22 protein-coding genes are annotated in these 26,800 nt (G+C 72.8%); 4 read left to right on the top strand and 18 right to left on the bottom strand.

Annotated features, from left to right (window positions below; all coding sequences use genetic code 11):
- Positions 1–126 precede the first annotated feature (126 nt).
- Positions 127–474 (top strand): winged helix-turn-helix transcriptional regulator, encoded by a 348-nt coding sequence (locus ABEB06_RS22220; protein ID WP_345701941.1) that lies wholly within the window; start codon positions 127–129, stop codon positions 472–474.
- On the opposite strand, the gene ABEB06_RS22215 is transcribed toward ABEB06_RS22220, so the two are convergent.
- On the bottom strand, positions 471–3,059 hold the full coding sequence (locus tag ABEB06_RS22215) for a bifunctional FO biosynthesis protein CofGH (protein WP_345698632.1): 2,589 nt from the start codon (positions 3,057–3,059) through the stop codon (positions 471–473). The two genes, ABEB06_RS22220 and ABEB06_RS22215, sit on opposite strands and share 4 nt — an antisense overlap.
- Positions 3,060–3,228: 169 nt before the next feature.
- Between ABEB06_RS22215 and ABEB06_RS22210 the strand changes: the two genes are divergently transcribed.
- Positions 3,229–4,449 (top strand): LolA family protein, encoded by a 1,221-nt coding sequence (locus ABEB06_RS22210; RefSeq protein ID WP_345698631.1) that lies wholly within the window; start codon positions 3,229–3,231, stop codon positions 4,447–4,449.
- Positions 4,450–4,515: 66 nt separating this feature from the next.
- Here ABEB06_RS22210 and ABEB06_RS22205 read toward each other — a convergent pair whose 3' ends face one another.
- Complete coding sequence (locus ABEB06_RS22205) at positions 4,516–4,812, bottom strand: hypothetical protein (protein ID WP_345698630.1); 297 nt, start codon at positions 4,810–4,812, stop codon at positions 4,516–4,518.
- A 287-nt stretch (positions 4,813–5,099) separates the two neighbouring features.
- Between ABEB06_RS22205 and ABEB06_RS22200 the strand changes: the two genes are divergently transcribed.
- Entirely contained in the window at positions 5,100–6,356 is a 1,257-nt protein-coding gene (locus ABEB06_RS22200; RefSeq protein WP_345698629.1) for an ABC transporter substrate-binding protein, read from the top strand.
- A 25-nt stretch (positions 6,357–6,381) separates the two neighbouring features.
- Here ABEB06_RS22200 and rarD read toward each other — a convergent pair whose 3' ends face one another.
- On the bottom strand, positions 6,382–7,347 hold the full coding sequence (rarD, locus tag ABEB06_RS22195; protein ID WP_345698628.1) for an EamA family transporter RarD: 966 nt from the start codon (positions 7,345–7,347) through the stop codon (positions 6,382–6,384).
- Positions 7,348–7,469: 122 nt separating this feature from the next.
- The gene (locus tag ABEB06_RS22190) at positions 7,470–8,324 is read right to left on the bottom strand and encodes an SDR family oxidoreductase (RefSeq protein ID WP_345698627.1); all 855 of its coding nucleotides are present in this window, start codon (positions 8,322–8,324) and stop codon (positions 7,470–7,472) included.
- 92 nt (positions 8,325–8,416) lie between these two features.
- Here ABEB06_RS22190 and ABEB06_RS22185 point away from each other — a divergent pair, with 92 nt between their 5' ends.
- Positions 8,417–8,788, top strand: a complete 372-nt coding sequence (locus ABEB06_RS22185; RefSeq protein WP_345698626.1) for a winged helix-turn-helix transcriptional regulator — start codon at positions 8,417–8,419, stop codon at positions 8,786–8,788.
- 91 nt (positions 8,789–8,879) lie between these two features.
- Here ABEB06_RS22185 and ABEB06_RS22180 read toward each other — a convergent pair whose 3' ends face one another.
- The 14 genes from ABEB06_RS22180 to nuoE all read right to left on the bottom strand — a co-directional run bounded on the left by ABEB06_RS22180 (position 8,880) and on the right by nuoE (position 26,796).
- Positions 8,880–9,935 (bottom strand): 2-oxoacid:ferredoxin oxidoreductase subunit beta, encoded by a 1,056-nt coding sequence (locus ABEB06_RS22180; RefSeq protein ID WP_345698625.1) that lies wholly within the window; start codon positions 9,933–9,935, stop codon positions 8,880–8,882.
- The gene (locus tag ABEB06_RS22175; protein ID WP_425559673.1) at positions 9,932–11,857 is read right to left on the bottom strand and encodes a 2-oxoacid:acceptor oxidoreductase subunit alpha; all 1,926 of its coding nucleotides are present in this window, start codon (positions 11,855–11,857) and stop codon (positions 9,932–9,934) included. The genes ABEB06_RS22180 and ABEB06_RS22175 overlap by 4 nt, the downstream gene beginning before the upstream one ends.
- Before the next feature lie 240 nt (positions 11,858–12,097).
- The gene (locus ABEB06_RS22170; protein WP_345701940.1) at positions 12,098–12,757 is read right to left on the bottom strand and encodes a response regulator transcription factor; all 660 of its coding nucleotides are present in this window, start codon (positions 12,755–12,757) and stop codon (positions 12,098–12,100) included.
- Between the two features lie 39 nt (positions 12,758–12,796).
- Entirely contained in the window at positions 12,797–13,810 is a 1,014-nt protein-coding gene (locus ABEB06_RS22165; protein ID WP_345698623.1) for a polyprenyl synthetase family protein, read from the bottom strand.
- 211 nt (positions 13,811–14,021) lie between these two features.
- Positions 14,022–15,650, bottom strand: coding sequence for an NADH-quinone oxidoreductase subunit NuoN (gene nuoN, locus ABEB06_RS22160; protein WP_345698622.1), 1,629 nt, complete (start codon positions 15,648–15,650; stop codon positions 14,022–14,024).
- Positions 15,647–17,260, bottom strand: a complete 1,614-nt coding sequence (locus tag ABEB06_RS22155) for an NADH-quinone oxidoreductase subunit M (protein ID WP_345698621.1) — start codon at positions 17,258–17,260, stop codon at positions 15,647–15,649. Before ABEB06_RS22155 ends, nuoN begins: the two co-directional genes overlap by 4 nt.
- A gap of 52 nt (positions 17,261–17,312) precedes the next feature.
- Positions 17,313–19,208, bottom strand: a complete 1,896-nt coding sequence (nuoL, locus tag ABEB06_RS22150) for an NADH-quinone oxidoreductase subunit L (protein ID WP_345698620.1) — start codon at positions 19,206–19,208, stop codon at positions 17,313–17,315.
- A 14-nt stretch (positions 19,209–19,222) separates the two neighbouring features.
- The gene (gene nuoK / locus ABEB06_RS22145) at positions 19,223–19,522 is read right to left on the bottom strand and encodes an NADH-quinone oxidoreductase subunit NuoK (protein WP_280698134.1); all 300 of its coding nucleotides are present in this window, start codon (positions 19,520–19,522) and stop codon (positions 19,223–19,225) included.
- A complete protein-coding gene (locus ABEB06_RS22140) occupies positions 19,519–20,367 on the bottom strand; it encodes an NADH-quinone oxidoreductase subunit J (protein WP_345698619.1) in 849 nt (282 codons plus the stop codon). The genes nuoK and ABEB06_RS22140 overlap by 4 nt, the downstream gene beginning before the upstream one ends.
- Positions 20,364–20,945: an NADH-quinone oxidoreductase subunit NuoI gene (gene nuoI / locus ABEB06_RS22135; protein ID WP_345698618.1), complete on the bottom strand. Its 582-nt coding sequence runs from the start codon at positions 20,943–20,945 to the stop codon at positions 20,364–20,366. Before nuoI ends, ABEB06_RS22140 begins: the two co-directional genes overlap by 4 nt.
- A gap of 7 nt (positions 20,946–20,952) precedes the next feature.
- Positions 20,953–22,281, bottom strand: coding sequence for an NADH-quinone oxidoreductase subunit NuoH (gene nuoH, locus ABEB06_RS22130; RefSeq protein ID WP_345698617.1), 1,329 nt, complete (start codon positions 22,279–22,281; stop codon positions 20,953–20,955).
- On the bottom strand, positions 22,278–24,722 hold the full coding sequence (locus ABEB06_RS22125) for an NADH-quinone oxidoreductase subunit G (protein ID WP_345698616.1): 2,445 nt from the start codon (positions 24,720–24,722) through the stop codon (positions 22,278–22,280). Before ABEB06_RS22125 ends, nuoH begins: the two co-directional genes overlap by 4 nt.
- Positions 24,719–26,077 (bottom strand): NADH-quinone oxidoreductase subunit NuoF, encoded by a 1,359-nt coding sequence (gene nuoF / locus ABEB06_RS22120; RefSeq protein ID WP_345698615.1) that lies wholly within the window; start codon positions 26,075–26,077, stop codon positions 24,719–24,721. Before nuoF ends, ABEB06_RS22125 begins: the two co-directional genes overlap by 4 nt.
- Entirely contained in the window at positions 26,077–26,796 is a 720-nt protein-coding gene (gene nuoE, locus ABEB06_RS22115; protein WP_425559794.1) for an NADH-quinone oxidoreductase subunit NuoE, read from the bottom strand. Before nuoE ends, nuoF begins: the two co-directional genes overlap by 1 nt.
- Between the last annotated feature and the right edge of the window lie 4 nt (positions 26,797–26,800).

The raw sequence follows: 26,800 nt of genomic DNA, 5'->3' as shown, positions 1-26,800 counted from the left end.
TACCACCGGCCGGACCGGCCGCTCCGCGGGCCGCGCGGGCCGCGGAAGAAACCCCCGTCGACCCGCCCGGAGGGCGGATCGGGGCACTACCGTGATGGTGTGACGCGTGCGCCGCTGGATCCCGAGATGTTCGACCCGGTGTGCCCGACGGACCTGATGCCGTTCCGGGTCGGGGACAAGTGGACGGGCATGGTCATCCGCTGTCTGGAGGGCGGCCCGCGCCGGTTCTCCGAGCTGCGGGTGCCGCTGCGCGGGATCACCGCGAAGGTGCTCACCCAGTCGCTGCGGGCCCTGGAGCGGGACGGCTTCGTCAGCCGCCGGGAGCACCGGGGCCCGGTCCGCCACGTCGAGTACGCGCTGACGCCGCTGGGCCGCAGCCTGCTCGGCCCGCTGGACACCGCCTGCGCGTGGGCCGAGCAGCACTGGGACGAGCTGATCGACGCCCGCGAGGCGGGCCTGGAGCGGGCGGACTAGTCGAGCACGGGCAGCAGTTCGGGCAGGTGCCCGTCCGAGGCGAGGGCCGCGGCCCTGCGTTCGGCGGGCACCTCGCCGTAGGTGGTGGTGCGCTGGCGGGCGGGGCGCCCGGCGGCCTCGGCGATCGCCTCCAGGTCGCGGACGGACTTGTAACTGCCGTACGAGGAGCCGGCCATCCGCGAGATGGTCTCCTCCATCAGGGTGCCGCCGAGGTCGTTCGCGCCGGAGCGGAGCATCTGCGCCGCGCCCTCCGCGCCCAGCTTCACCCAGCTGGTCTGGATGTTGCGGATGTGCGGGTGCAGCAGCAGCCGGGCCATCGCGACCACGGCCCGGTTGTCGCGGGCGGTCGGCCCGGGCCGGGCGATCCCGGCGAGGTAGACCGGCGCGTTGGTGTGGATGAACGGCAGCGTCACGAACTCGGTGAACCCGCCCGTGCGCTGCTGGATCTCCGCGAGCAGCCGCAGGTGCCCGAGCCAGTGCGCCGGGGTGTCGACGTGCCCGTACATCATGGTGGACGAGGAGGGCAGGCCCAGCTCGTGGGCGGTGGTGACGACCTCGACCCAGGTGGCGGCGGGCAGCTTGCCCTTGGTGAGCACCCAGCGCACCTCGTCGTCGAGGATCTCCGCCGCCGTGCCCGGGACGGAGTCCAGCCCGGCCTCCTTGGCCCGCGCCAGCCAGTCGCGGATCGACAGCCCGGTGCGGGTCGCGCCGTTGACCACCTCCATCGGCGAGAAGGCGTGCACGTGGATGCCGGGGACGCGGGCCTTCACCGCGCGGGCGATGTCGAAGTACGCGGTGCCGGGCAGGTCCGGGTGGATGCCGCCCTGCATGCAGACCTCGGTGGCGCCCACCTCCCAGGCCTGGGCGGCCCGTTCGGCGACCTGCTCCAGGGAGAGGGTGTACGCGTCGGCGTCGGTGCGGCGCTGGGCGAAGGCGCAGAAGCGGCAGCCGGTGTAGCAGACGTTGGTGAAGTTGATGTTCCGGGTGACGCAGTAGGTGACCTCCTCGCCGACGGTGTCGCGGCGGACCGCGTCGGCGATCCGGCAGAGCGCGTCCAGCGCCGGGCCGTCGGCGTGGAACAGGGCCAGCGCCTGCGCGTCGGTGAGCCGGGTGGGGTCGTCGGCGGCGACGGCGAGCGCGGCCCGCACCTCGCCGTCCGGCCGCTCGGGGGCGCCCTGCTGCGCGGGGACCTGCTCGCGCAGCACCGCCCAGTCGCCGTAGACCTCGTCGTAGTCGGCCCGGCGGTCGCCGGTGCGGCCCTCGGTGTCGATGGTGCGGTGCAGGTCGGTGCGGCCGTACGCGGCGGGCAGGTCCTCGGGCTCCTGCCAGGGCAGGCCGACCGGGCGGGCGTCCTCGACGGCGAGCCCGGTCTCCGGGTCGGCGAGGGCGGTGACGTGCGGCAGCAGCCGCGGATCGAGCCACGGCTCGCCGCGCCGCAGGTACTCGGGGTACACGGTGAGGCGCTCGCGCAGTTCGAAGCCGGATTCGGCGGTGCGGGCGGCGAGTTCCTCGATGTGCGGCCAGGGGCGCTCGGGGTTGACGTGGTCGGGGGTGAGCGGCGAGACGCCGCCCCAGTCGTCGATGCCGGCGCCGATGATCAGCGCGTACTCGCGGTCGACCAGGTTCGGCGGGGCCTGGATCCGGGCGGACGGGCCGAGCACCAGGCGGGTGACGGCGATCGCGGCGGCGAGCTCGGTGAGTTCGGCGTCGGGCATGGCCCGCATCGCGGTGTCCGGCTTGGCACGGAAGTTCTGCACGATCACCTCCTGGACGCCGTGGTACTGCCGGGCGATCCGGCGGATCTCGAACAGCGCCTCGGCCCGCTCCCGGTACGTCTCGCCGATGCCGATCAGCACGCCGGTGGTGAACGGCACCGAGCTGCGCCCGGCGTCCTCCAGCACCCGCAGCCGCACCGCCGGCTCCTTGTCCGGCGAGCCGTGGTGCGGGCCGCCGGGCTCGGACCACAGCCGGGTCGCGGTGGTCTCCAGCATCATGCCCATCGACGGGGCGACCGGCTTGAGGCGCTGGAAGTCGGTCCAGCTCAGCACGCCCGGGTTGAGGTGCGGCAGCAGGCCGGTCTCCTCCAGCACCCTGACCGCCATCGCCCGCACGTACGCCAGGGTGTCGTCGTAGCCGTGCGCGTCCAGCCACTCGCGGGCCTCGGGCCAGCGGTCCTCGGGCCGGTCGCCGAGGGTGAACAGCGCCTCCTTGCAGCCGAGCGCGGCACCCTGACGGGCGATCTCCAGGACCTCGTCCGGGGAGAGGTACATCCCGTGTCCGTCCCGCTTGAGCTTCCCCGGGACGGTGGCGAAGGTGCAGTAGTGGCAGCGGTCCCGGCACAGCCGGGTGAGCGGGACGAACACTTTCTTGGAGTAGGTGACCACGCCGGGCCGGCCGGCCGCCGCCAGGCCCGCGTCGCGGACCCGGGCGGCGCTGGCGCACAGGTCGCGCAGGTCCTCGCCACCCGCCTGGAGCAGCACGGCGGCCTCGGCGGCGTCCAGCGCCACGCCGTCGCGGGCGCGTCGCAGCGCGCGGCGCATCGCGTTGGCGGTCGGCGGGGTCGGCGAGGGGTCCGGTGTGTCCATGCAGCGACGATACGCGAGCCCCTCCGCCTCGCGGACTACGTCACCCTGAGGAGGCCTCAGGGTCGACTGCGCCGCCAGACGTACCCCGATCCCACCCTTCGGGTCGATGCCGGAGCCCTTGCGCGGGCCTGTAATGGAAGAGGCAAGGACGACGACCGAGGAGGGGAACATGCTGGAGAACGAGGACACGGCGCAGGCGCCGCAGCAGACACCGCACCGCGCACGTCGGCGGACGGCGGTACGGGTGGCGGTGCCGGTCGCGGTGGCGGCGGCCGTGGCGACCGGCGTCGGCCTGGTGCCGGCGCTCGCCAGTGACAGCGCGCCGAGCCTGCCCGCCGTCTCGGCGGAGCAGCTGGTGGCCAAGGTGCTGTCGGCCGACACCGACACGCTGAGCGGCACCGTGAAGATCAGCGCCGACCTGGGGCTGCCCAGCCAGCTGCTGTCGATGGCCGGCGGCGCGAGCCCGGTCCCGGGTCTCGACCTGGGCAGGGCCGGCGGCGGGTCGGGCGGCGGCGGCATCGGCGGCACCGGCATCGCCCCGACCGGGAAGGCGCTGGAGCTGCTCGGCGGCGAGCACGTCGTCACCGTCGCGGCGGACGGGCCGGACCGGCAGCGGGTGGTGCTGCCCGGCGGGTACCAGCTGGTGCACAACGGCGACCAGTTCTGGGCGTTCGACGGCAAGCGCAACGAGGGCGTGCACGGCGTCCTGCCCTCCGGGGGCGGGGACGGCGGCAAGGACGCGCGGCGCGGCCCGGAGGCCGGGGTGCCGACGCCGCAGGAGCTCGCCAAGCGCTTCCTGTCGGCGAGCGCCGGCACCACCACGGTGACCGTGGACGGCACCGAGAAGGTCGCCGACCGGGCCGCCTACCGGCTCAGTGTGAAGCCCGCGCAGCAGGGCTCGACCATCGCCGAGGTGCGGATCTCGGTGGACGCGGAGCGCGGTGTGCCGCTCGGCGTCCAGGTGCGGACGGTGGACGGGTCGAAGGTGTTCGACGCGCACTTCGGCACGGTGGACTTCGCCGTGCCGTCCGCCAAGACCTTCGAGTTCACCGCGCCCAAGGGCGCGAAGGTGACCGAGCAGGGCGACGCGAAGGAGCACTCCGGCGAGATCGCCGCGGCGCTGGAGCAGGCCAAGCAGGAGGCCGCGGAGCAGGGCGCGAAGCCGGACGGCGCCAAGCCGGAGGCCAAGGTGATCGGCGAGGGGTGGACGTCGGTGCTCTCCGTCGCCGGGGGCGGCCAGGAGGTCGGCCCCGCCGTGAAGATGCTCGGCAAGCCGGTCGGCGGCGGCACGCTGGTCTCCACCAAGGTGGTCAACGTGCTGGTGACCGACGACGGCCGGCTGTTCGCGGGCGCAGTGACCCTGCCGACCCTGCAGAACGCGGCCAAGTAGCCACCGCCGCGCGGCGGCCGCGGGCCCGGGGAGCACGCCTCCCCGGGCCCGCGCGTGCGTCGGGGGTCAGCGGTGGCCGCGGGAGGCGGCGGCGGCGACGAGTGCCAGCAGGGGCAGCCGGTCCGGGGAGATCAGGAAGAGCGGGGCGTGGTCGCGGCAGACCAGCCGGATGCCGGCGGTCAGGCCGTGGAGGCGGGCGCGGTAGGAGCCCTTGAGGTCGACCCGGTCGAGCCGGTACGGCGGTTCGAGGAGGACGGCGGGGCCGCCCGGGCTCTGCCAGCAGATCGTGGCGGCACCGGGGTTGACGATCAGTTCGCCGGTCTCCGAGACGCTGCGTTCGCGCCGCACGGCGGGAACGCGCACCGGCTGGTCCGCGCCCGCCCGGGCTCGCGCGGCACGCCGGAACGGACGGGTGGCAGGCCCGATGAGGTGGACCATGGCGAGCCCTCCAGGGACACGCGCCGAGCGGCGGGTAGGTTCAGGATCCGCACGTTAGCAGGCCACCCCTCCGCTTGAGGAGATCCGGAGTGCGAGGTTCTCCTCGTGCGCGCCCTCCCGCCCCTTGACGTGCACGGCGCCTGACGGTGGGATTGGGCGCCGCCCCCGCGCCCCCACCTGTCCTGGCCGCCGTCGTCCATCCCGGGAGTACCGTGCCGATCAGCCGTCGAAGTCTTCTGCTGGGCGGCGGCGCCCTGGCGACGCTGGGCGTGGTCTCGCGGTGCGGCCGGGCGACCGCCGCCCGGGCCGAGGCCGCGGGCCCCGCGGGCCTGCTGGAGGTCGCCACGCCCTGGTCGACGGGCCCGGAGGCGAACGGCCTGCTGGCGCTGCTCGCGGACTTCAAGGGCCGGGCGCCGAACGTGACCTTCGTGCCGGCCCCCGCGGGCGCGGACCCGGCGGCCCGGATGGCCGCCGGGAACCCGCCGGACTGCTTCCTGACCCGGGGCGGCGCGGAGCTGTCGGCGTACGCCGCCGCGGGCCGGCTGGAGCCGCTGGACGCGCTGTACGACCGGGAGGGCTGGGCCGAGCGGCTGCCGGACGGGCTGCTCCCCCGCCTCGGCGCGGGGCCGGTCCGGTACGCCGTCCCGGTGGGCGTGCGCCGGACCAACCTGCTCTGGTCCTCCTCCGCCGTGCTCGACGGGGCGGGTGCGGACCCGGCGCCGCGGACCTTCCCGGCCCTGCTGGACGCGCTGCGCAAGGTCGCCGCGACCGGCTGCCACGGGCTGGCGCTGGGCGGCCCGGAGTGCCTGGAGCAGCTGCTGGAGACGGTGCTGCTGGACGCGCTCGGCCCGGAGGCCTGGACCGCGCTGTGGCAGGACGGCCGGGGCTGGTCGGCGCCGCGGGTGGCGACCGCGCTGCGCGGGCTGGACGAGCTGCTGGGGTACTCCAACCTGGCGCACGGCGGCCCGACGCCGGGCACCTGGGCGGACGCCACCCGGCTGCTGGGGTCCGGGCAGGCGGGCTACCAGCTGACCGGCGACTGGGCCGAGGGCATGCTGCGGGAGGTGCTGGGGCTGCGGGCGTTCAGCGGCTACCGCTGGGTCGCGGCGCCCGGTACGGGCCGGGTGTACCAGTGCCGGGTGGACGCGTTCGCGCTGCCCCGGGGGGTGAGGCACCGGGACGCGGCGCTGGTGTGGCTCGCCGAGTGCGGCAGCTCGGACGGCCAGCTGGCGCTGAACGGGGCGCGCGGCGCCGTCCCGGCCCGGATCGACCTGCCGGCCACCGCCCGGGCGCTGTTCGGCCCGTACCCGCGCTGGTCTCTGGAGGAGTGGGGGGTGCTGCCGCCGCTGGACTCGCTCGCGCACGGCGGGCTGGTCGGGCCGTCCCGCCGCGCCGGGATCGACGCGGCGCTGGCCGAGTACCTGGAGCAGCGCGACCCGGACCGGCTGCGGACGGCGCTGTCGGGCTGAACCGCCCGGCCCCGGGCCGCCCGGGTCAGCGGGCCGCGCGGTCGTACCGCGGAGCGGGCAGCGGCACGCCGGCGGTGGCCAGGCGGTCGGCGCGGACCCGGCGCAGCGCGTCCCAGGTGAGCACCGCGAGGGCCGCCCACACCAGGGTGAAGCCGGCCCAGCGGGCGGGCGGCATGGACTCGTGGAAGACCAGGACGCCGATCGAGAACTGGAACACCGGGGCCAGGTACTGCAGCAGGCCGAGGGTGGTCAGCGGGACGCGGAGCGCGGCGGCGCCGAAGCACATCAGCGGGACGGCGGTGATCAGCCCGCTGAGGACCAGCAGCGCGGAGTGGCCCCAGCCGTACTCGCCGGGCACGGTCCGCAAGAGGGTGCCCCGGCCGTGGGCGGCGAGCCAGACCAGGTAGCCGACCGCGAACGGGAACATCGCGGCGGTCTCCAGCGCGAGGCTCTCCAGGCCGCCGAGCGCGACCTTCTTCTTCAGCAGGCCGTAGCTGCCGAAGGAGAAGGCGAGGACGAGCGCGATCCACGGCGGCCGGCCGTAGGCGAGGGTCAGCACGGCGACGGCAGCCGCGCCGATGCCGACCGCGACCCACTGGGCGCGGCGCAGCCGCTCGCGCAGCAGCAGGACGCCGAAGGCGATGGTGACCAGCGGGTTGATGAAGTAGCCGAGGCTGGTCTCGACGACGTGGCCGGAGTTGACGCCCCAGATGTAGACGCCCCAGTTGAGGGAGATCACCGCGGCGGCGAGGACCGAGAGGGCGAGCCGGCGGGGCTGGGCGAGCAGCGGGCGGATCCACGCCCAGCGCCGCTGGACCAGCATCATCACCGCGACCGCGACCAGCGACCAGGTCATCCGGTTGGCGAGGATGTCGACCGCTCCGGCGGGTTCCAGCAGCGGCCAGAAGAGCGGGAAGAGCCCCCAGATGCCGTAGGCCGCGAAGCCGTTCCAGAGCCCGACCCGGGCCTCCCGCCCCGTGCTTGTCGCCATGCCGGCCGCCCTCCGCGCGCGCTGTTGCTCCGGTCGAACCGTAGCGGCCCGGAGGGCGGGCTGTCATCTCCGTATCCACCTTTTGGTCATGACAGTTGCGTCACGGCCCCCGACCTGCGGAATCAGCCCGCCAGCGCGGCCCTCACCGTCTCGGCCAGCGGCGTGGTCGGGCGGCCGATCAGCCCGCTCAGCACCCCCCGGTCCCGGGCCAGCTCGCCGCGGGCGATGGCGGCGTCCACGTCCACCAGGATGTCCGCGAAGACCTCCGGTACCCCGGCGCCGACCAGCGCCGCCCGGTGCTCCTCGGCACCGACGTTGCGGTACGCCACCGGGCGGCCCGAGGCGGCGGCCAGCTCCGCCGCGTACTCCGAGAACGACCAGGCGGTGTCACCGCTCAGCTCGTACGCCCGGCCCTCGTGGCCCTCTCCGGTGAGCACCGCGACCGCCGCGTCCGCGAAGTCCTGCCGGGAGGCGGTGGCGATCCGGGCGTCGCCGCTGCTGCCGAGCACCGTGCCGTGCTCGATCGCGGCGGCGGCGTTCGCGGTGTAGTTCTCGGTGTACCAGCCGTTGCGCAGGAAGGTGTACGGCAGCCCGGAGGCGCGGATCACCGCCTCGGTCGCCTTGTGCTCGTCCGCGAGCGCGAAGCCCGCCTCGTCCCCGCCCAGCACGCCGGTGTAGACGAGCCGCGCCACGCCCGCGGCCTTCGCCGCCTCCACCACGGCGGTGTGCTGCGGCACCCGGGCACCGACCTCGCTGCCGGAGATCAGCAGCACCCGGTCGCCCGCGCCGAACGCCGCCGCCAGCGTCCCGGGCCGCCCGTAGTCCACCTCGCGGACGGCCACCCCGCGCCCGGCCCAGGCGGCGGCCTTCTCGGGCGAGCGCACCGCCACCGCCAGTTCGGCGGCGGGCACCTTCGCCAGCAGGCCCTCCACGACCAGGCGGCCCAGCTGTCCGGTGGCACCGGTGACGACGATCATGTCCTTGCTCCCTCGCTCGTTTCCGCTTCGACAACGAACGTAGGCGGGACACTAACTTCTGGTAAGTACGCACTTCGAAGTACGGTACTGACGTGAAGGTGAGTGAGACCGTCCCGGACCTGTACGACCGCAACTGCCCGCACCGCCTGGTGCTGGAGCACGTCACCAGCAAGTGGGGCGTCCTCGTGCTGTCCGCCCTCCAGGACCGCGGCCACCGCTTCAGCGAGCTCCGCCGCCGGGTCGCCGGGGTCAGCGAGAAGATGCTCGCGCAGACCCTGCAGACCCTGGAGCGCGACGGCCTGGTGCACCGCGAGGCGCACCCCGTCATCCCGCCCCGGGTCGACTACACCCTCACCCCGCTCGGCCGCGAGGCCGCCGAGGCGCTCAGCGGCCTCACCCGCTGGGTCGCCCTGCGGATGGACGACGTCGACGCCGCCCGCGAGCGCTACGACGCACAGCGGTGAAAGGCCGGGGGCGCGGGGGGCTGCGCGTCCGGCCGTGCGCCCCGGGAGGGCGGTGGCCGGCCGCGCGGCCCCCCGCGCCCCTGCCGGGCCGCTAGACGACCGCCCAGGTGTCGTTGCCGGTGAGGAGGCCGGCCAGGTCGCCCCGGCCCTTCTCGGTGGCGGCGCGGGCCAGCTGGTCGGCCATCAGCGTGTCGTAGACCGGACGGCCGACGGACCGCAGGACGCCGATCGGGGTGTGGTGCAGGGTGTCCGCGTCGGCGAGCCGGGTGAGCGCGAAGGCGGTGGCCGGCCCGGCGGCCGCGGCGTCGTGGACCAGGACGGCGTCCCGGTTCGCGTCGGTCACGGTGTCCACGTGGAGCTCGCCGTCCGGGCGGCGGAAGACGCCCTGGTCGGTGCCGAAGCGGATCGGCTGCCCGTGTTCGAGGCGGATCAGCGCCTCGTCCCTGGTCCCGGGCTCCTTGAGCACCTCGAACGCGCCGTCGTTGAAGATGTTGCAGTTCTGGTAGATCTCCACCAGCGCCGTGCCCTCGTGCTCGGCGGCGGCCCGCAGCACCGAGGTCAGGTGCTGCCGGTCGGAGTCGATGGTGCGGGCGACGAAGCTCGCCTCCGCGCCGATCGCCAGCGACAGCGGGTTGAACGGGGCGTCCAGCGAGCCCATCGGGGTGGACTTGGTGATCTTCCCGACCTCGCTGGTCGGCGAGTACTGGCCCTTGGTCAGCCCGTAGATCCGGTTGTTGAACAGCAGGATCTTCAGGTTGACGTTCCGGCGCAGCGCGTGGATCAGGTGGTTGCCGCCGATCGACAGCGCGTCGCCGTCGCCGGTGACCACCCACACCGACAGGTCGGGGCGGGAGGCCGCGAGGCCGGTGGCGATCGCCGGGGCACGGCCGTGGATGGAGTGCATCCCGTAGGTGTTCATGTAGTACGGGAAGCGCGAGGAGCAGCCGATGCCGGAGACGAAGACGGTGTTCTCCCGGCGGATGCCGAGCTCCGGCATGAAGGACTGGACGGCCGCCAGGATGGCGTAGTCACCGCAGCCCGGGCACCAGCGCACCTCCTGGTCGGTCTTGAAGTCCTTGGCGGTCTGCGGCTCGTCGCTCCTGGGCACCAGCCGGAGCGAGGGGAAGCGGTGCTGCTGCTCGGTCATCGGTTGTCCTCCTCGTCCAGGTTGCCGATCGCGGCCCACAGGACGTCCGCCAGCTGGGCCGCCTTGAAGGGGAGTCCGCGCACCTGGTTGTAGGACTGGGCGTCCACCAGGTACTTGGCGCGCAGCAGCAGGGCGAGCTGGCCGAGGTTCATCTCCGGCACGATCACCTTGTCGTAACTGCGCAGCACCGCGCCGAGGTTGGCGGGGAAGGGGTTGAGGTTGCGCAGGTGCGCCTGGGCCACCGCGCCGCCGTCCGCCCGGACCCGGCGGGCCGCCGCCGCGATCGGGCCGTAGGTGGAGCCCCAGCCGAGCACCAGGACGCGGGCGTTGCCGCCGGGGTCGTCGACCACCAGGTCGGGGACGGTGATGCCGTCCACCTTGGCCTGCCGGGTACGGACCATGAAGTCGTGGTTGGCCGGGTCGTAGGAGATGTTGCCGGTGCCGTCCTGCTTCTCGATGCCGCCGATCCGGTGTTCGAGGCCGGGCGTTCCGGGGACGGCCCAGGGGCGGGCCAGGGTCGCCGGATCGCGCAGGTAGGGCCAGAAGGTGCCGTCCGGGCGGTTCGGCTCGGTGGTGAACTCCACCGTCAGGTCGGGGAGTTCCCCGACGTCGGGGATCTTCCACGGCTCGGAGCCGTTGGCCAGGTAGCCGTCCGAGAGCAGGAAGACCGGGGTGCGGTAGGTCAGCGCGATCCGGGCCGCCTCCAGTGCGGCGGTGAAGCACTCGGCCGGCGTCGCCGGGGCGACGATCGGCACCGGCGCCTCGCCGTTGCGGCCGAACATCGCCTGCAGCAGGTCCGCCTGCTCGGTCTTGGTCGGCAGGCCGGTGGACGGGCCGCCGCGCTGGATGTCCACCACCAGCAGCGGCAGCTCCAGCGAGACGGCCAGGCCGATGGTCTCCGACTTCAGCGCCACCCCGGGCCCGGAGGTGGTGGTGACGCCCAGCGCGCCGCCGAACGCCGCGCCGAGCGCCGCGCCGATGCCGGCGATCTCGTCCTCCGCCTGGAAGGTCCGCACGCCGAAGTTCTTGTGCTTGGACAGCTCGTGCAGGATGTCGGAGGCCGGGGTGATCGGGTACGAGCCGAGGAACAGCGGCAGCCCGGAGCGCTCCGCGGCGGCGATCAGGCCGTAGGAGAGCGCCAGGTTGCCGGAGATGTTGCGGTAGGTGCCCGGCGGCAGCGAGGCGGGGGAGATCTCGTAACTGACCGCGAAGTCCTCGGTGGTCTCGCCGAAGTTCCAACCGGCCCGGAACGCCGCGATGTTGGCCTCGGCGATGTCCGGCTTCCCGGCGAACTTCTGGCGCAGGAAGGTCTCGGTGCCGTGCGTCGGCCGGTGGTACATCCAGGACAGCAGGCCGAGCGCGAACATGTTCTTCGCCCGCTCGGCGTCCTTGCGGGCCAGGCCGCTGTCCTTGAGCGCCTCCAGGGTCAGCGTGGTCAGCGGCACCTTGTGCAGGTGGTACGCCTCCAGTGAGCCGTCGGCGAGCGGATCGGCCGCGTAGCCGACCTTGGCCAGCGCCCGCTTGGTGAACTCGTCCGTGTTGACGATGATCTCGGCGCCGCGCGGCAGGTCGGGCAGGTTGGCCTTGAGGGCGGCCGGGTTCATCGCGACCAGGACGTTCGGCGCGTCGCCCGGGGTGAGGATGTCGTGGTCGGCGAAGTGCAGCTGGAAGGACGACACGCCGGGCAGGGTGCCGGCGGGCGCCCGGATCTCGGCGGGGAAGTTCGGCAGCGTGGAGAGGTCGTTCCCGAACGACGCCGTCTCGGAGGTGAAGCGGTCACCGGTGAGCTGCATGCCGTCACCGGAGTCACCGGCGAACCGGATGATCACCCGGTCCAGCCGCCGGATCGGCTTCGCCGGCCGGCCGTGGCGTCCTGGCGGGGAGACCGGGCCCGACCGGCCCTCCCCGTCCGAACCGTCCACTGCCTCTGACTGATCGACCTGACTGGTCACTGCCGCGGACCTCCTCGTGGGCGCCAGCCGCGGGCGTGAGCCGTGTGCCCCGTCCGCCTGGTGCACCGAATCGCATCCTAAGCGGGCCGAGCTTGGCTGGAGGGGAACTCAGGCACACGGCCCGGCGCCGTCGGACCCCACCGGACGCTTCTTCCCCTACGACCAGGTACAACGCGTCACCGGCCGCCGAACTTCCCCGGGCGGCCGCGGTCAGGACTCCAGGTAGGTCAGCACGGCCAGGACCCGGCGGTGGTCGTCCGTGCTCTGACCGAGGCCGAACTTCTGGAAGATGTTCGACACGTGCTTCTCCACCGCGCCGTCGGAGACCACCAGCTGCTTGGCGATCGCCGCGTTGCTGCGGCCCTCCGCCATCAGACCCAGCACCTCCCGCTCGCGCGGGGTCAGCCCGGCCAGGGAGTCGCCCTGCCGGCTGCGGCTGAGCAGCTGCTGCACCACCTCCGGGTCCAGCACGGTGCCGCCCCCGGCCACCCGGACCACCGCGTCGGCGAACTCCCGGACCTCCGCCACCCGGTCCTTCAGCAGGTAGCCGACCCCCCGGGTGGAGCCCGCCAGCAGCTCGCCGGCGTAGCGCTCCTCCACGTACTGCGACAGCACCAGCACACCCAGCAGCGGGTACCGGGCGCGCAGCGCCACGCAGGCCCGCACGCCCTCGTCGGTGTGGGTGGGGGGCATCCGGACGTCCGCCACGACGACGTCGGGCAGCGCGTCGGCGGCGGCCAGCTCGTCCACCGTCTTCAGCAGCGCCTCGCCGTCCCCGACCCCGGCGACGACCTCCATCCCCCGGTCCGTCAGCAGCCGCGTCAGCCCCTCCCGGAGCAGTACCGAATCCTCGGCGATCACCACTCGCAACATGGGGTCACCCTAGCGGGAACCACCGGGGGCGCGGTCTCACATGGTGCGGATGGCCACGGAGTCGCAGAGCTCCTGGAGGGCCGCCTTGGCCGGGCAGTCCGGGAGCGGGTCGAGCAGGGCGCGGGCCTCCTCGGCGTAGCGCAGCGTCTCGCGGCGGGCCCGCTCCAGCGCCGGGTGCCGGCGCAGCAGTCGCAGGGCCTCGGCGTGCGCCGCGTCGTCCGCCGCGAGGTCGGTGTCGAGGAGCTCGCGCAGTCGCGCGTCGTCGGGGTCCGCGGGGTCGGCGGGCAGCTGGCGCAGCAGCAGCACGGGCAGGGTGGGGACGCCTTCGCGCAGGTCGGTGCCGGGGGTCTTGCCGGACTCGTGGCCGTCGCTGGCGATGTCGAGGACGTCGTCGGCGAGCTGGAAGGCGGTGCCGATCTTCTCGCCGTACTGGGCGAGGGTGTCGACCATCCAGCGCTCGGCGCCGGCCATCATCGAGCCGAAGCGGCAGGAGACGGCGATCAGGGAGCCGGTCTTGCCGGAGATGACGTCGAGGTAGTGGCGCAGCGGGTCGTCCTCCGGCCGGGGGCCGGCGGTCTCCAGGATCTGGCCGGTGACCAGGCGCTCGAAGGCGTCGGACTGGATCCGGACGGCCTCGGGGCCGAGGTCGGAGAGCACCTGGGAGGCGCGGGAGAACAGGAAGTCGCCGGTCAGGATGGCGACCGAGTTGTCCCAGCGGCTGTTGGCGCTGGGGGCGCCGCGGCGCACGGGCGCCTCGTCCATCACGTCGTCGTGGTAGAGCGTCGCCAGGTGGGTGAGCTCGACGACCACGGCGGACGGGACGACGCCGGGGGCGGCGGGGTCGCCGAACTGGGCGGCGAGCATCACCAGCAGCGGCCGGAAGCGCTTGCCGCCGGCCTCGATCAGGTGGCTGGCGGTGACGGTGATGAAGGGGACGTCGCTCTTCACCGCCTCGATGAGGGCGGCCTCCACGGCGTCCATTCCGGCCTGGACGTCACGGGTCAGATCGCGGTCCTGCACGCTCAGCCCGAAGGGCCCCACGACGGTCACGAAGACCACTCCTGTCCCTGATCTATCCAGCGAGGCGGTCCCTGACCCCCGCCGTTGCACGTAACAGGCAGCGTATCCGGTCACGAGTGGATCACTGCACGGGCGTGCTGGTCCGGCCGGTGCCGGATCGGTCTGCGCAGGTCAGGCGGGGGAACATCGGTCCGGCCCCCGCCCGTGGCGGGCGGGGGCCGGAGGTACTGCGGTCGAGGGCTCAGCGGACGAAGACGGAGGCCTTGGTCGCCAGGTCCAGGAAGTACTGCGGGAGCAGGCCGAGGCCCAGGGTGACCAGCACGCCGACGCCGATGGCGGTGGCGGTGAGCGGGCTGGGCACCGCGACGGAGGGGCCGCCGGGCTGCGGGTCGGAGAAGAACATCAGGACGATCACCCGGATGTAGAAGAACGCGGCGACCGCCGAGCTCAGCACACCGACGATCACCAGCGGGGTGGCCCCGCCCGCGGCCGCGGCCTGGAAGACCGCGAACTTGCCGGTGAAGCCGCTGGTCAGCGGGATGCCGGCGAAGGCGAGCAGGAAGAGTGCGAACACCGCGGCCAGCAGCGGCGAGCGTCGGCCGAGACCGGCCCAGCTGGAGAGGTGGGTGGCCTCGCCCTTGGAGTCGCGGACCAGGGTCACCACGGCGAAGGCGCCGAGGGTGACGAAGGAGTACGCGAGCAGGTAGAAGAGCACCGCGCTCAGGCCCTGCTTGTCGGTGGCGATCAGGCCGGTGAGGATGAAGCCGGCGTGCGCGATCGAGGAGTACGCCAGGAGGCGCTTCACGTCCTGCTGGGTGACGGCGAGGATCGCGCCGACCACCATGGTGAGGATCGCGACGCCCCACATCACCGGCCGCCAGTCCCAGCGCAGGCCGGGGAAGGCGACGTAGAACAGCCGCAGGAAGGCGCCGAAGGCGGCGGTCTTGGTGGCGGCGGCCATGAAGCCGGTGACCGGCGTCGGGGCGCCCTGGTACACGTCCGGGGTCCAGGAGTGGAACGGGACGGCGCCGACCTTGAAGAGCAGGCCGACGGAGACCATGGCGAGGCCGATCAGCAGCAGCGCGTCGTTCTGCGTGGTGACGGCGAGCGCCGGGGTGACCGGGGCCACGCCGGAGATCACGTCGGCGATGTCGGGCAGCGCGACCGAGCCGGCGTAGCCGTACAGCAGCGCGGTGCCGAACAGGAAGAACGCCGAGGCGAAGGCGCCGAGCAGGAAGTACTTGACCGCGGCCTCCTGGGAGAGGAGGCGGCGGCGCCGGGCCAGCGCGCAGAGCAGGTAGAGCGGGAGGGAGAAGACCTCCAGCGCCACGAACATGGTCAGCAGGTCGTTGGCGGCGGGGAAGAGCAGCATGCCGCCGACCGCGAACAGGGTGAGCGGGAAGACCTCGGTGGTGCGGAAGCCCTCCCGGGTGGCGTCGCGCTCCTGCTCGCCGCCGGGGGCGGCGGCCGCCTGGGCGGTGAAGGCGTCCACGGTGTGGCCGTTCAGGCGCGGCTCCAGCCGGCCCTCGGCGAAGGTGAGCACCGCGAGGACGGCGGTCAGCAGGATCACGCCCTGGAGGAAGAGCGCCGGGCCGTCGATCGCGACGGCACCCATCGCCAGCAGGCCGGCCTTGGTGGTGCCGTGGCCGGTGGCGGCGAGCACCACCACGGCGGCGAAGGCGCCGCCGAGGCCGAGCAGGGCGGTGGTGACCTGGGCGGTGAAACGCATCCGGCGGGGCAGGAAGGCCTCCAGCAGGATCCCGACCAGGGCCGCTCCGAAGACCACCAGCATCGGGGAGAGCTGGCCGTACTCGACGTGCGGCGCGGGGATGCTGGGGCTGTTGCCGCCCGCAGCAGCGAGCCAACTCACTTCTGCTCACCTCCGGTGGTGGCGGCGACCGGGTGGGCCGGTGCCGGGTCGGTCTCGTGGACCTGGGAGAGGGTGGCGTCCACCGCCGGGTTGACGATGTCGGTCAGCGGCTTGGGGTAGACGCCCAGCAGCAGGGTCAGGGCCACCAGCGGGACGACCACGGCGAGCTCGCGGGCCTTCAGGTCGGGCATGCCCTCGACGGAGGCCTTCACCGGGCCGGTCATGGTGCGCTGGTAGAGCAGCAGCGCGTACAGCGCGGCCAGCACGATGCCGAAGGTGGCGGCGATGCCGATCGCAGGGTACCGGGTGAAGGTGCCCACCAGGACCAGGAACTCGCTGACGAACGGCCCCATGCCGGGCAGCGAGAGGGTGGCCAGGTTGCCGATCAGGAAGGTGCCCGCCAGGACCGGCGCGACCTTCTGCACGCCGCCGTAGTCGGCGATCAGGCGCGAGCCGCGGCGGGAGATCAGGAAGCCCGCGACCAGCATCCACGCGGCGGTGGCGACGCCGTGGTTGACCATGTAGAGGGTCGCCCCGGACTGCGCCTGGCTGGTCATCGCGAAGATGCCCATGATGATGAAGCCGAAGTGCGAGATCGAGGCGTACGCCACCAGGCGCTTGATGTCCTTCTGGCCGATGGCCACCAGCGCGCCGTAGACGATCCCGATCAGCGCCAGCACGGCGATCACGGTGGAGAAGTTCCGGGACGCGTTGGGGAACAGGCCGAGGCAGAAGCGCAGCATCGCGAAGGTGCCGACCTTGTCGACCACCGCGGTGATCAGCACGGCCGTTCCGGCGGTGGACTCGCCCATCGCGTTCGGCAGCCAGGTGTGCAGCGGCCACAGCGGCGCCTTGACGGCGAAGGCGAAGAAGAAGCCGAGGAACAGCGCCCGCTCCGCGTTCGGGTCGATGGCGAGCTTGCCGCTCGCGACGGCGTCGGTCAGCGTCGGCAGGTCGAAGGTGCCGAAGCCCTGGCCGGCGGCGATCACGTACAGGCCGATCACGGCGGCCAGCATCACCAGGCCGCCGAGCAGGTTGTACAGCAGGAACTTGACCGCGGCGTAGGACCGCTGCCGGTCCGACTCGGGGCCGCCGGCCCGGTCCCCGAAGCCGCCGATCAGGAAGTACATCGGGATCAGCATGGCTTCGAAGAACACGTAGAACACGAAGACGTCGGTGGCCAGGAACGACACGATCACCATCGCCTCGACGGCGAGGATCAGCGCGAAGAAGCCCTGGGTGCGGCGCTTGGACTCGAAGCCGCCCTCGACGGCCGCCGGGTCGGCGTCGTGCCAGCCGGCCAGCATCACCAGCGGGACCAGCACGGCGGTGAGCAGGACGAGCACGGTGCCGATGCCGTCGGCGCCGAGCGAGAAGCTGATGCCGAAGGAGCGGATCCAGCTGTGGGACTCGGTCAGCTGGTAGCGCGCCCCGCCGGGTTCGAAGGACGCGGCGACGGCGGCGGCCAGCGCCAGGGTCGCGGCCGAGACCGCCAGCGCGACGGTCTTGGTGGTGCGGCGGCGGGCCTCGGTGGTGCCGGCCGGCAGCGCGGCGGTGAGCACCGCGCCGGCCGCCGGCACCGCGCAGGTGGCCGAAAGCAGGTAGCTCATGACGACACCTCCGAGCACGGGTGGGTCCCGCGGAGCGGGCGGAGTACAGCCATCAGACCGACCTCATCAGGAGAGTGGAGGCGACCAGCACCAGCGTGCCGCCGAACATGGAGAGCGCGTACGTGCGGACGAAACCGGTCTGCACCCGGCGGAGCCGGGAGGAGACGCCGCCGATGGTGGCGGCCAGGCCGTTGACGAAGCCGTCCAGGCCCCTGCTGTCGAACCAGACCAGGGTGGCGGCCAGCGCGGTGCCCGGGCGGACCAGGACGGCGTGGTTGAAGTCGTCCTGGAGCAGGTCGCGGCGGGCCGCGCGGGTCAGCGGGGAGCCGACCGGCGGGATCACCGGCACCGGGCTGCGGCCGTACATCAGGTACGCGACCGCGACGCCGACCAGCATGCAGACGGTGGTGATCGCGGTGACGGTCAGCGCGGAGAGCGGCGAGTGGCCCTCGGAGAAGCCGGTGACCGGCTCCAGCCAGTCGACGAAGGAGTCGCCGTAGACGAAGAGCCCGCCGGCGAAGACCGAGCCGAAGGCCAGCACGACCATCGGCAGGGTCATGGTCCTCGGGGACTCGTGCGGGTGCGGCTCGTGGCCCTCGGCGTCGGTCTTCCAGCGCTTCTCGCCGAAGAAGGTCAGGACCATCACGCGGGTCATGTAGAACGCGGTGACGGCGGCGCCGACCAGGGTGCACAGGCCGAGGATCCAGCCCTCGGTGCCGCCCTTGGCGAAGGCCGCCTCGATGATCTTGTCCTTGGAGAAGAAGCCGGACAGGCCGGGGAAGCCGATGATCGCCAGGTAGCCGAGGCCGAAGGTGGCGAAGGTGATCGGCATGTACTTGCGCAGGCCGCCGTAGTGACGCATGTTCACTTCGTCGTCCATGCCGTGCATGACCGATCCGGCGCCGAGGAAGAGCCCGGCCTTGAAGAAGCCGTGGGTCACCAGGTGCATGATCGCGAAGGCGTAGCCGATCGGGCCGAGGCCGGCCGCCAGGATCATGTAGCCGATCTGCGACATGGTCGAGCCGGCCAGCGCCTTCTTGATGTCGTCCTTGGCGCAACCGACGATCGCACCGAAGAGCAGGGTGACCGCGCCGACCACGACCACCGCGGTCTGCGCGTCCGGCGCCAGGTTGAAGATCGCCGAGGAGCGGGTGATCAGGTAGACGCCGGCGGTCACCATGGTGGCGGCGTGGATCAGGGCCGAGACCGGGGTCGGGCCCTCCATCGCGTCGCCGAGCCAGGACTGCAGCGGCACCTGGGCGGACTTGCCGCAGGCGGCCAGCAGCAGCGTCAGGCCGATCGCGGTGAGCCTGCCCTCGCTCGCCTCCCCGGCGCCCTGGAAGACCGGCCCGAAGGCGAAGGAGCCGAACTCGGCGAACATCAGCATGATCGCGACCGACAGGCCGATGTCGCCGACCCGGTTGACGATGAACGCCTTCTTGGCGGCCGTCGCGGCGCTCGGCTTGTGCTGCCAGAAGCCGATCAGCAGGTACGAGGCGAGGCCCACGCCCTCCCAGCCGACGTACAGCAGCAGGTAGTTGTCGGCCAGCACCAGCAGCAGCATGGCGGCCAGGAACAGGTTGAGGTAGCCGAAGAAGCGGCGGCGGCGCTCGTCGTGGGCCATGTAGCCCACCGAGTAGAGGTGGATCAGGGTGCCGACGCCGGAGATCAGCAGGACGAAGGTCATGGACAGCTGGTCGAGCTGGAAGGCCACGTCGGCCTGGAAGCCGTTGACCGGGATCCAGCTGTACAGGTGCTCGGTGACCGCGCGGTCCTCCGGGGCGCGGCCCAGCATCTGTGCGAACAGGGTCAGGCCGAAGCCGAAGGAGAGCGCGGCGGCCAGCGTGCCGAGCCAGTGACCGAAGCGGTCCAGGGCGCGGCCGCCGAGCAGCAGCAGGGCAGCTCCGACCAGGGGCGCTGCGACCAGCGCCGGAATGAGAGAGTTCACCGAAGGCCCTCCGCCTACAGCTTCATCAGGTTGCTGTCATCGACCGAAGCCGAGTGCCTGGTCCGGAAGATGGACACGATGATGGCGAGGCCGACCACGACCTCGGCCGCCGCGACCACCATGGTGAAGAACGCGATGATCTGGCCGTCCAGGTTCCCGTGCATCCGGGAGAAGGTGACCAGCGCCAGGTTGGACGCGTTGAGCATCAGCTCCACGCACATGAACAGCACGATCGCGTTCCGCCGGATCAGCACGCCGGAGGCGCCGATGGTGAACAACAGGGCGGCGAGATAGAGGTAGTTGACCGGATTCACTCCGCGGCCTCCTCGTGGTTCGGCACGGTCTCCAGCGCCTGCCGGGGGCCGGTCACCGGGGGCCGGGCGGAGGACGGCCGGCCGAGCAGGTCGGCCGTGGTCTCCTCCAGCTCGGCCATCCGCCGCAGCATGTCCTGGCTGACGTCGCGGATCTGGCCGCGCTCGCGCAGGGTGGCCATCACCGAGTCCTCGGCGATGGTGCCGTCCGGCAGCAGCGCCGGGATGTCCACCGCGTTGTGCCGGGCGTACACGCCGGGCGCCGGCATCGGCGGCACCTGGATGTTGTCCTTGACCCGCTGCGCGGCGAGCTGGCGCTGGGTCAGCGGCTTGCGGACCCGCTCGCGGTGGGTCAGCACCATCGCGCCGACCGCCGCGGTGATCAGCAGGGCGCCGGTGACCTCGAAGGCCCAGACGTACTTGGTGAAGATCAGCCGGGCCAGGCCCTGCACGTTGCCTTCGGCGTTGGCCGCGGACAGCCCGGTGAAGTCCTTCAGCCCGGCGTTGGCGATGCCCGCGATCAGCAGGACGCCGAAGCCGAGCCCGCAGAGCACCGCGGCGACCCGCTGGCCCTTCAGCTGCTCCTTCAGCGAGTCGGCGCTGGTCACGCCGACCAGCATCACGACGAACAGGAAGAGCATCATGATCGCGCCGGTGTAGACGACGATCTGCACCACGCCGAGGAACACCGCGCCCTGCGCCAGGTAGCAGACCGCCAGGGCCAGCATCGTGGCGGCCAGGCAGAGCGCGCTGTGCACCGCCTTCTTCATCAGCAGCATGCCGAGCGCACCGCCGACGGCGATCACGGCGAGGATCCAGAACTGGACGGCCTCTCCGGTGGAGGTCATGACTGCACCTCCTTCTCGTGCCGGTGCTTCTCCTGCTGCACCGTGCCGGGCGCCGCACCGGTGATCTCGCCCCGGTAGTACGCGCCCTCGTCGGCGCCGGGGAAGATCGAGTGCGGGGAGTCGACCATGCCCTCGGTCAGCCCGACCAGCAGCTGCTCCTTGGTGAAGATCAGGTCGGCCCGGCTGGAGTCGGCCAGCTCGTACTCGTTGGTCATGGTCAGCGCCCGGGTGGGGCAGGCCTCGACGCACAGCCCGCACAGGATGCAGCGGGCGTAGTTGATCTGGTAGACCGCGCCGTAGCGCTCACCGGGCGAGTAACGCTCCTCTTCCCGGTTGTCGGCGCCCTCGACGTAGATCGCGTCGGCCGGACAGGCCCAGGCGCACAGCTCGCAGCCGACGCACTTCTCCAGCCCGTCCGGGTGCCGGTTCAGCTGGTGGCGGCCGTGGAAGCGCGGCGCGGTGGGCTTCTTGTGCTCCGGGTACTGCTCGGTGAGCCGCTTCTTGAACATGGCCTTGAAGGTCACGCCGAAGCCGGCCGCCGGGCCGAGGATCGACTTCTCGGATGACTCGTCGGACATGTGCGGCTCAGCTCCCTTCGGAATGGTCGGCCCCGTTGAGGGCGTCCTGGAGTTGCGGGGCCCGGCTGCGCCGGCGCGGGACGGGCGGTAGCTCCTGGCCCGGCAGCGGCGGTACGGGGTAGCCGCCGGCCATCGGGTCGAAGCCGCCGTCCTCCTTGGGCTTCTCCACCTCGGGCTTGCGCCGCATCAGGTCCCAGACCAGCGCGAGCAGCAGGACCGCGCCGAGCGGGGCGCCGACGTACAGCACCACCCGGGCGAAGTCGTAGCCCTCGTTGCGCAGCGCCCGGACGCTGGAGACCATCACCAGCCAGACCAGCGAGACCGGGATCAGCACCTTCCAGCCCAGCTTCATGAACTGGTCGTAGCGCAGGCGGGGCAGGGTGCCGCGGAGCCAGATGAAGAAGAACAGCAGCAGCTGGATCTTCAGGGTGATCCAGAGCATCGGCCACCAGCCGTGGTTCGCCCCCTCCCAGAAGGTGGAGATCGGCCACGGGGCCCGCCAGCCGCCCAGGAAGAGCGTGGACGCCACCGCCGAGACGGTCACCATGTTGACGTACTCGGCCAGCATGAACATCGCGAACTTCAGCGAGGAGTACTCGGTGTTGAAGCCGCCGACCAGCTCGCCCTCGGCCTCCGGGAGGTCGAACGGCGCCCGGTTGGTCTCGCCGACCATCGCGATGATGTAGACGATGAACGAGACCGGCAGCAGTACCGCGAACCAGGTCGGTTGCTGGGAGGCGACGATCTCCGAGGTGGACATCGAGCCCGAGTAGATGAACACCGCCGCGAAGGACAGGCCCATCGCGATCTCGTAGCTGATCATCTGGGCGGAGGAGCGGATGCCGCCGAGCAGCGGGTAGGTCGAGCCGGAGGACCAGCCGGCCAGCACGATGCCGTAGATGCCGATCGAGGCGGTCGCCAGGATGTAGAGCAGGGCGATCGGCAGGTCGGTCAGCTGGAGCGGCGTCCGGGTGCCGAAGATCGACACCTGGTCGTCGGCCGGGCCGAACGGGATCACCGCGAAGGCCATGAAGGCCGGGATCGCGGAGACGATCGGCGCGAGGATGTAGACCGCCTTGTCGGCGCCCTTGACCACCAGGTCTTCCTTGAGCGCCAGCTTCACGCCGTCCGCGAGGGACTGCAGCATGCCCCAGGGACCGTGCCGGTTGGGGCCGATCCGCAGCTGCATCCAGGCGACGACCTTGCGCTCCCAGACGATCGCGATCAGCACCGTGCCGACCAGGAAGGCGAAGACGAACACCGCCTTCAGCAGCACCAGCCACCAGGGGTCGCGGCCGAAGTACCCGAGGGTCTCGTATGCGGCGAGAGTGTTCACTGGGCGTCCTCCGCCGGGGCGATGGTGACCAGGTGGCCGACCGTGGTGCCGAGCGAGCGGTGGACGCCGCCGCCCGGGGTGGAGTTGAGCGGCAGCCAGACCGTGCGGTCCGGCATCGCGTCGGTGACCTCCAGCGGGAGGACCAGCGAGCCGGCCGGGCCGGTGATCCGCAGGGCGCCCGCCGCGCCGATCTCCTCGGCGGTGGACGCGGAGATCCGGGCCACCGCCCGATGGCGGGTGCCGGCCAGGTGGGCGTCGCCGTCCTGCAGCGAACCGTTGTCCAGCAGCATCCGGTGGCCGGCCAGCACCGCCTGGCCGGTGGCCGGGCGGGGCAGCGGCGCCGGGTGCGCCGCCGGGGCGCCCGGCCGGTCGCCCGCCCAGGGGGCGAAGGCGTCCAGCTCCAGCCGGGCCGCCCGGACGTCGGGCAGCCGGATCGGGCGCTCCAGGGCGTCCGCGAGCATGGTCAGCACCCGGGTCTCGGCGTGCAGGTGGCGCTGCATCAACTGGTCCGGCTTGAGCGCCGGTTCGAACATCCGGACCCGGCCCTCCCAGTCCAGGAAGGTGCCGGCCTTCTCGGCGACCGCCGCGACCGGCAGCACCACGTCGGCGAGCGCGGTCACGGCGGACGGGCGCAGCTCCAGCGAGACCGTGAAGGCCCGGCCGAGCGCCTCCTCGGCGAGCGCCGGGTCCGGCAGGTCCTCGACCCCGACGCCGCCGACCACCAGCGCGTCCAGGTCGCCCTGGAGCACCGCCGCGAGGATCTGGTCGGTGTCCCGGCCGGGCCGGGACGGCAGTTCGGTGGTGCCCCACAGCTCGGCGGCCTCGGCCCGGGCGGCGGGCACGGTGACCGCGCGGCCGCCGGGCAGCAGGCCCGGCAGCAGGCCGGCCTCGACCGCGCCCCGCTCGCCGGCCCGGCGCGGCACCCAGGCGAGCTTCGCCCCGGTGGTGTGCGCGAGCCGCAGCGCGGCGGTCAGGCCTCCGGGCACCTGGGCCAGGCGCTCGCCGACCAGGATCACCGCACCCGGGCTGCGCAGCGCGTCCGCGCAGCGTCCGGCGTCGTCGGCCAGCACCTCGTCGCCGCCGAGCGCGTTCAGCCACTCGGCCTCGGTGCCGGGGGCGGCGGGCAGCAGCGCGCCGCGCAGCTTGCCCAGGCCCCGGGTGGCGTGCGAGGCGATCGCGAAGACCCGCAGGCCGGCGGCCCGGTTGGCCTTGCGCAGCCGCAGGAAGACGATCGGCGCCTCCTCCTCGGCCTCCAGGCCGACCAGCAGCACCGCCGGGGCGGCCTCCAGCTGGTGGTAGCTCAGCCCTTCGCCGTCCAGGTCGACGCCGCGGCCGGCGACCGCGGCGGCCAGGAAGTCCGCCTCCTCGCCGCTGTGCGGGCGGGAGCGGAAGTCCACGTCGTTGGTGCCGAGCGCGACCCGGGCGAACTTGCCGTACGCGTAGGCGTCCTCGACCGTCACCCGGCCACCGGTCAGCACCGCGGCGCGCGCGCCGCGCAGGCCCTCGGCCGCCGCGGCCAGCGCCTCCGGCCAGGAGGCGGGAACGAGTTCACCGCTGTCGTCGCGGACCAGCGGGGTGGTGATCCGGTCGCGCTGCTGGGCGTAGCGGAACGCGAAGCGGCCCTTGTCGCAGTTCCACTCCTCGTTCACCTCCGGCTCGTTGCCGGCCAGCCGGCGCAGCACCTTGCCGCGGCGGTGGTCGGTGCGCTGGCCGCAGCCCGCCGAGCAGTGCTCGCACACGCTCGGGGAGGAGACCAGGTCGAACGGGCGGGAGCGGAACCGGTAGGCCGCCGAGGTGAGCGCGCCGACCGGGCAGATCTGGATGGTGTTGCCGGAGAAGTACGAGGTCAGCGGCTCGTCGTCGCCGATGCCGACCTGCTGCAGCGCGCCGCGCTCGATCAGGTCGATGAACGGGTCGCCGGCGATCTGCTGGGAGAAGCGGGTGCAGCGGGCGCACAGCACGCAGCGCTCGCGGTCCAGCAGCACCTGCGAGGAGAGCGGGATCGGCTTCTCGTAGGTGCGCTTCATGCCCTCGAAGCGGGAGTCGGCGTCGCCGGTGGACATCGCCTGGTTCTGCAGCGGGCACTCGCCGCCCTTGTCGCAGACCGGGCAGTCCAGCGGGTGGTTGATCAGCAGCAGCTCCATCACGCCGCGCTGCGCCTTCTCGGCGACCGGCGAGCTGACCTGCGTCCTGACCACCATGCCCTCGGCGACCGGGATCGTGCAGGAGGCGACCGGCTTGCGCTGGCCCTCGACCTCCACGATGCACTGCCGGCAGGCGCCGGCCGGGTCGAGCAGCGGGTGGTCGCAGAAGCGCGGGATCTGGGTGCCGATCTGCTCGGCGGCGCGGATCACCAGCGTCCCCTTGGGGACCTGGACCTCGACGCCGTCGATGGTGAGCGTGACGAGCTCCACTGCGGTGGAGGACTCGGTGACGGTCACGCGTGCACCTCCCTCTCGGTGGCGGACTCGTGGACGTGCGCCCGGCCGGCCCAGACGGTGGACGCCGCCGGGTCGAAGGGGCAGCGGCGCTCGGTGATGTGCTGCTCGTACTCCTCGCGGAAGTGCTGCAGCGAGGAGACGATCGGGCTGGCGGCGCCGTCGCCGAGCGCGCAGAAGGACTTGCCGTTGATGTTGTCGGCGATGTCGAGCAGCTTCTCCAGGTCGCCGGCGACGCCCTGGCCCGCCTCGATCCGCTTGAGCAACTGCACCAGCCAGTACGTGCCTTCGCGGCACGGGGTGCACTTGCCGCAGGACTCGTGGGCGTAGAACTCGGTCCACCGGGTGACCGCCCGGACCACGCAGGTGGTCTCGTCGAAGACCTGCAGCGCCTTGGTGCCGAGCATCGAGCCGGCCGCGCCGACGCCCTCGTAGTCGAGCGGCACGTCCAGGTGCTCGTCGGTGAACATCGGGGTGGACGAGCCGCCCGGCGTCCAGAACTTGAGCCGGTGCCCGGCCCGGATGCCGCCGCTGATCTCCAGCAGCTGGCGCAGCGTGATGCCCAGCGGCGCCTCGTACTGGCCGGGGTTGGTGACGTGCCCGGAGAGCGAGTAGAGGGTGAAGCCGGGCGACTTCTCGGTGCCCAGCGCCTTGAACCACTCCTTGCCCTTGGCCAGGATCGGCGGCACCGAGGCGATCGACTCGACGTTGTTGACCACCGTGGGGCAGGCGTACAGGCCGGCGACGGCGGGGAACGGCGGGCGCAGTCGCGGCTGGCCGCGGCGGCCCTCCAGCGAGTCGAGCAGCGCGGTCTCCTCGCCGCAGATGTACGCCCCGGCGCCGGCGTGCACGGTGATGTCGAGATCGATGCCCGAGCCGAGGATGTCCTTGCCGAGGTAGCCGGCCTCGTACGCCTCGGCGACCGCGGCGTGCAGCCGGCGCAGCACCGGCACGACCTCGCCGCGCAGGTAGACGAAGGCGTGCTCGCAGCGGATCGCGTACGAGGCGATGACCATGCCCTCGATCAGCGAGTGCGGGTTGGCGAAGAGCAGCGGGATGTCCTTGCAGGTGCCCGGCTCGGACTCGTCGGCGTTGACCACCAGGTAGTGGGGCTTGCCGTCGTTCTGCGGGATGAACTGCCACTTCATGCCGGTCGGGAAGCCGGCGCCGCCGCGGCCGCGCAGGCCCGCGTCCTTGACCAGCCCGATGACCTCGTCGGGCTGCATGGCGAGGGCGGCGCGCAGGCCCTCGTAGCCGCCGTGGCGGCGGTAGGTGGCCATCGTCCAGGGGCGGGAGTCGTCCCAGGAGGCGGAGAGCACCGGCGAGAGCAGCTTCTCGGCCGGCTCGGCGGAGGTCATCACGCTTCCGTCCCTTCGTGCCTGGGGGATACCACCTTGGTGCCGGGGGTGCCGGGCAGCGCCTCGCCCTTGGCCAGGCGCAGGCCGGCCAGCGAGGGCGCGCCGCCGGCGCCGGACTCGTCGTTGGCGCCGGGCCGCTCGTCGGGGAAGCCGGCCAGGATCCGGGCGCTCTCCTTGAAGGAGCAGAGCTTGGCGCCGCGGGTCGGGCTGACCTCCTGGCCCTCGCGCAGCCGGTCGACCAGCTGCTTGGCGCTCTCCGGGGTCTGGTTGTCGAAGAACTCCCAGTTGACCATCACCACGGGGGCGTAGTCGCAGGCCGCGTTGCACTCGATGTGTTCGAGCGAGATCGAGCCGTCCTCGGTGGTCTGGTTGTTCTCGATGCCGAGGTGCTGCTTGAGCTCGTCGAAGATCTGGTCGCCGCCGAGCACCGCGCACAGCGTGTTGGTGCACACGCCGACGTGGTACTCGCCGGCCGGCCGGCGGCGGTACATGGTGTAGAAGGTCGCGACGGCGGTGACCTCGGCGGTGGTGAGGTCCAACTGCTCGGCGCAGAAGCGGATGCCGGTGGAGGAGACGTACCCCTCCTCGCTCTGCACCAGGTGCAGCAGCGGCAGCAGCGCGGAGCGGCCGACCGGGTAGCGGGCGATCAGCTCGCGCGCGTCGTCCGCCAGCCGCTCGTGCACCTCCGGCGGGAAGGGCTTGGCCGGCAGCGCCGGCAGGCCG

The sequence above is a fragment of the Kitasatospora terrestris genome (assembly GCF_039542905.1).
In the GTDB taxonomy this organism is placed as follows: domain Bacteria; phylum Actinomycetota; class Actinomycetes; order Streptomycetales; family Streptomycetaceae; genus Kitasatospora; species Kitasatospora terrestris.
The sequence above is the reverse complement of the archived record's forward strand: the minus strand, read 5'-3'. Positions and strand labels throughout refer to the sequence as shown.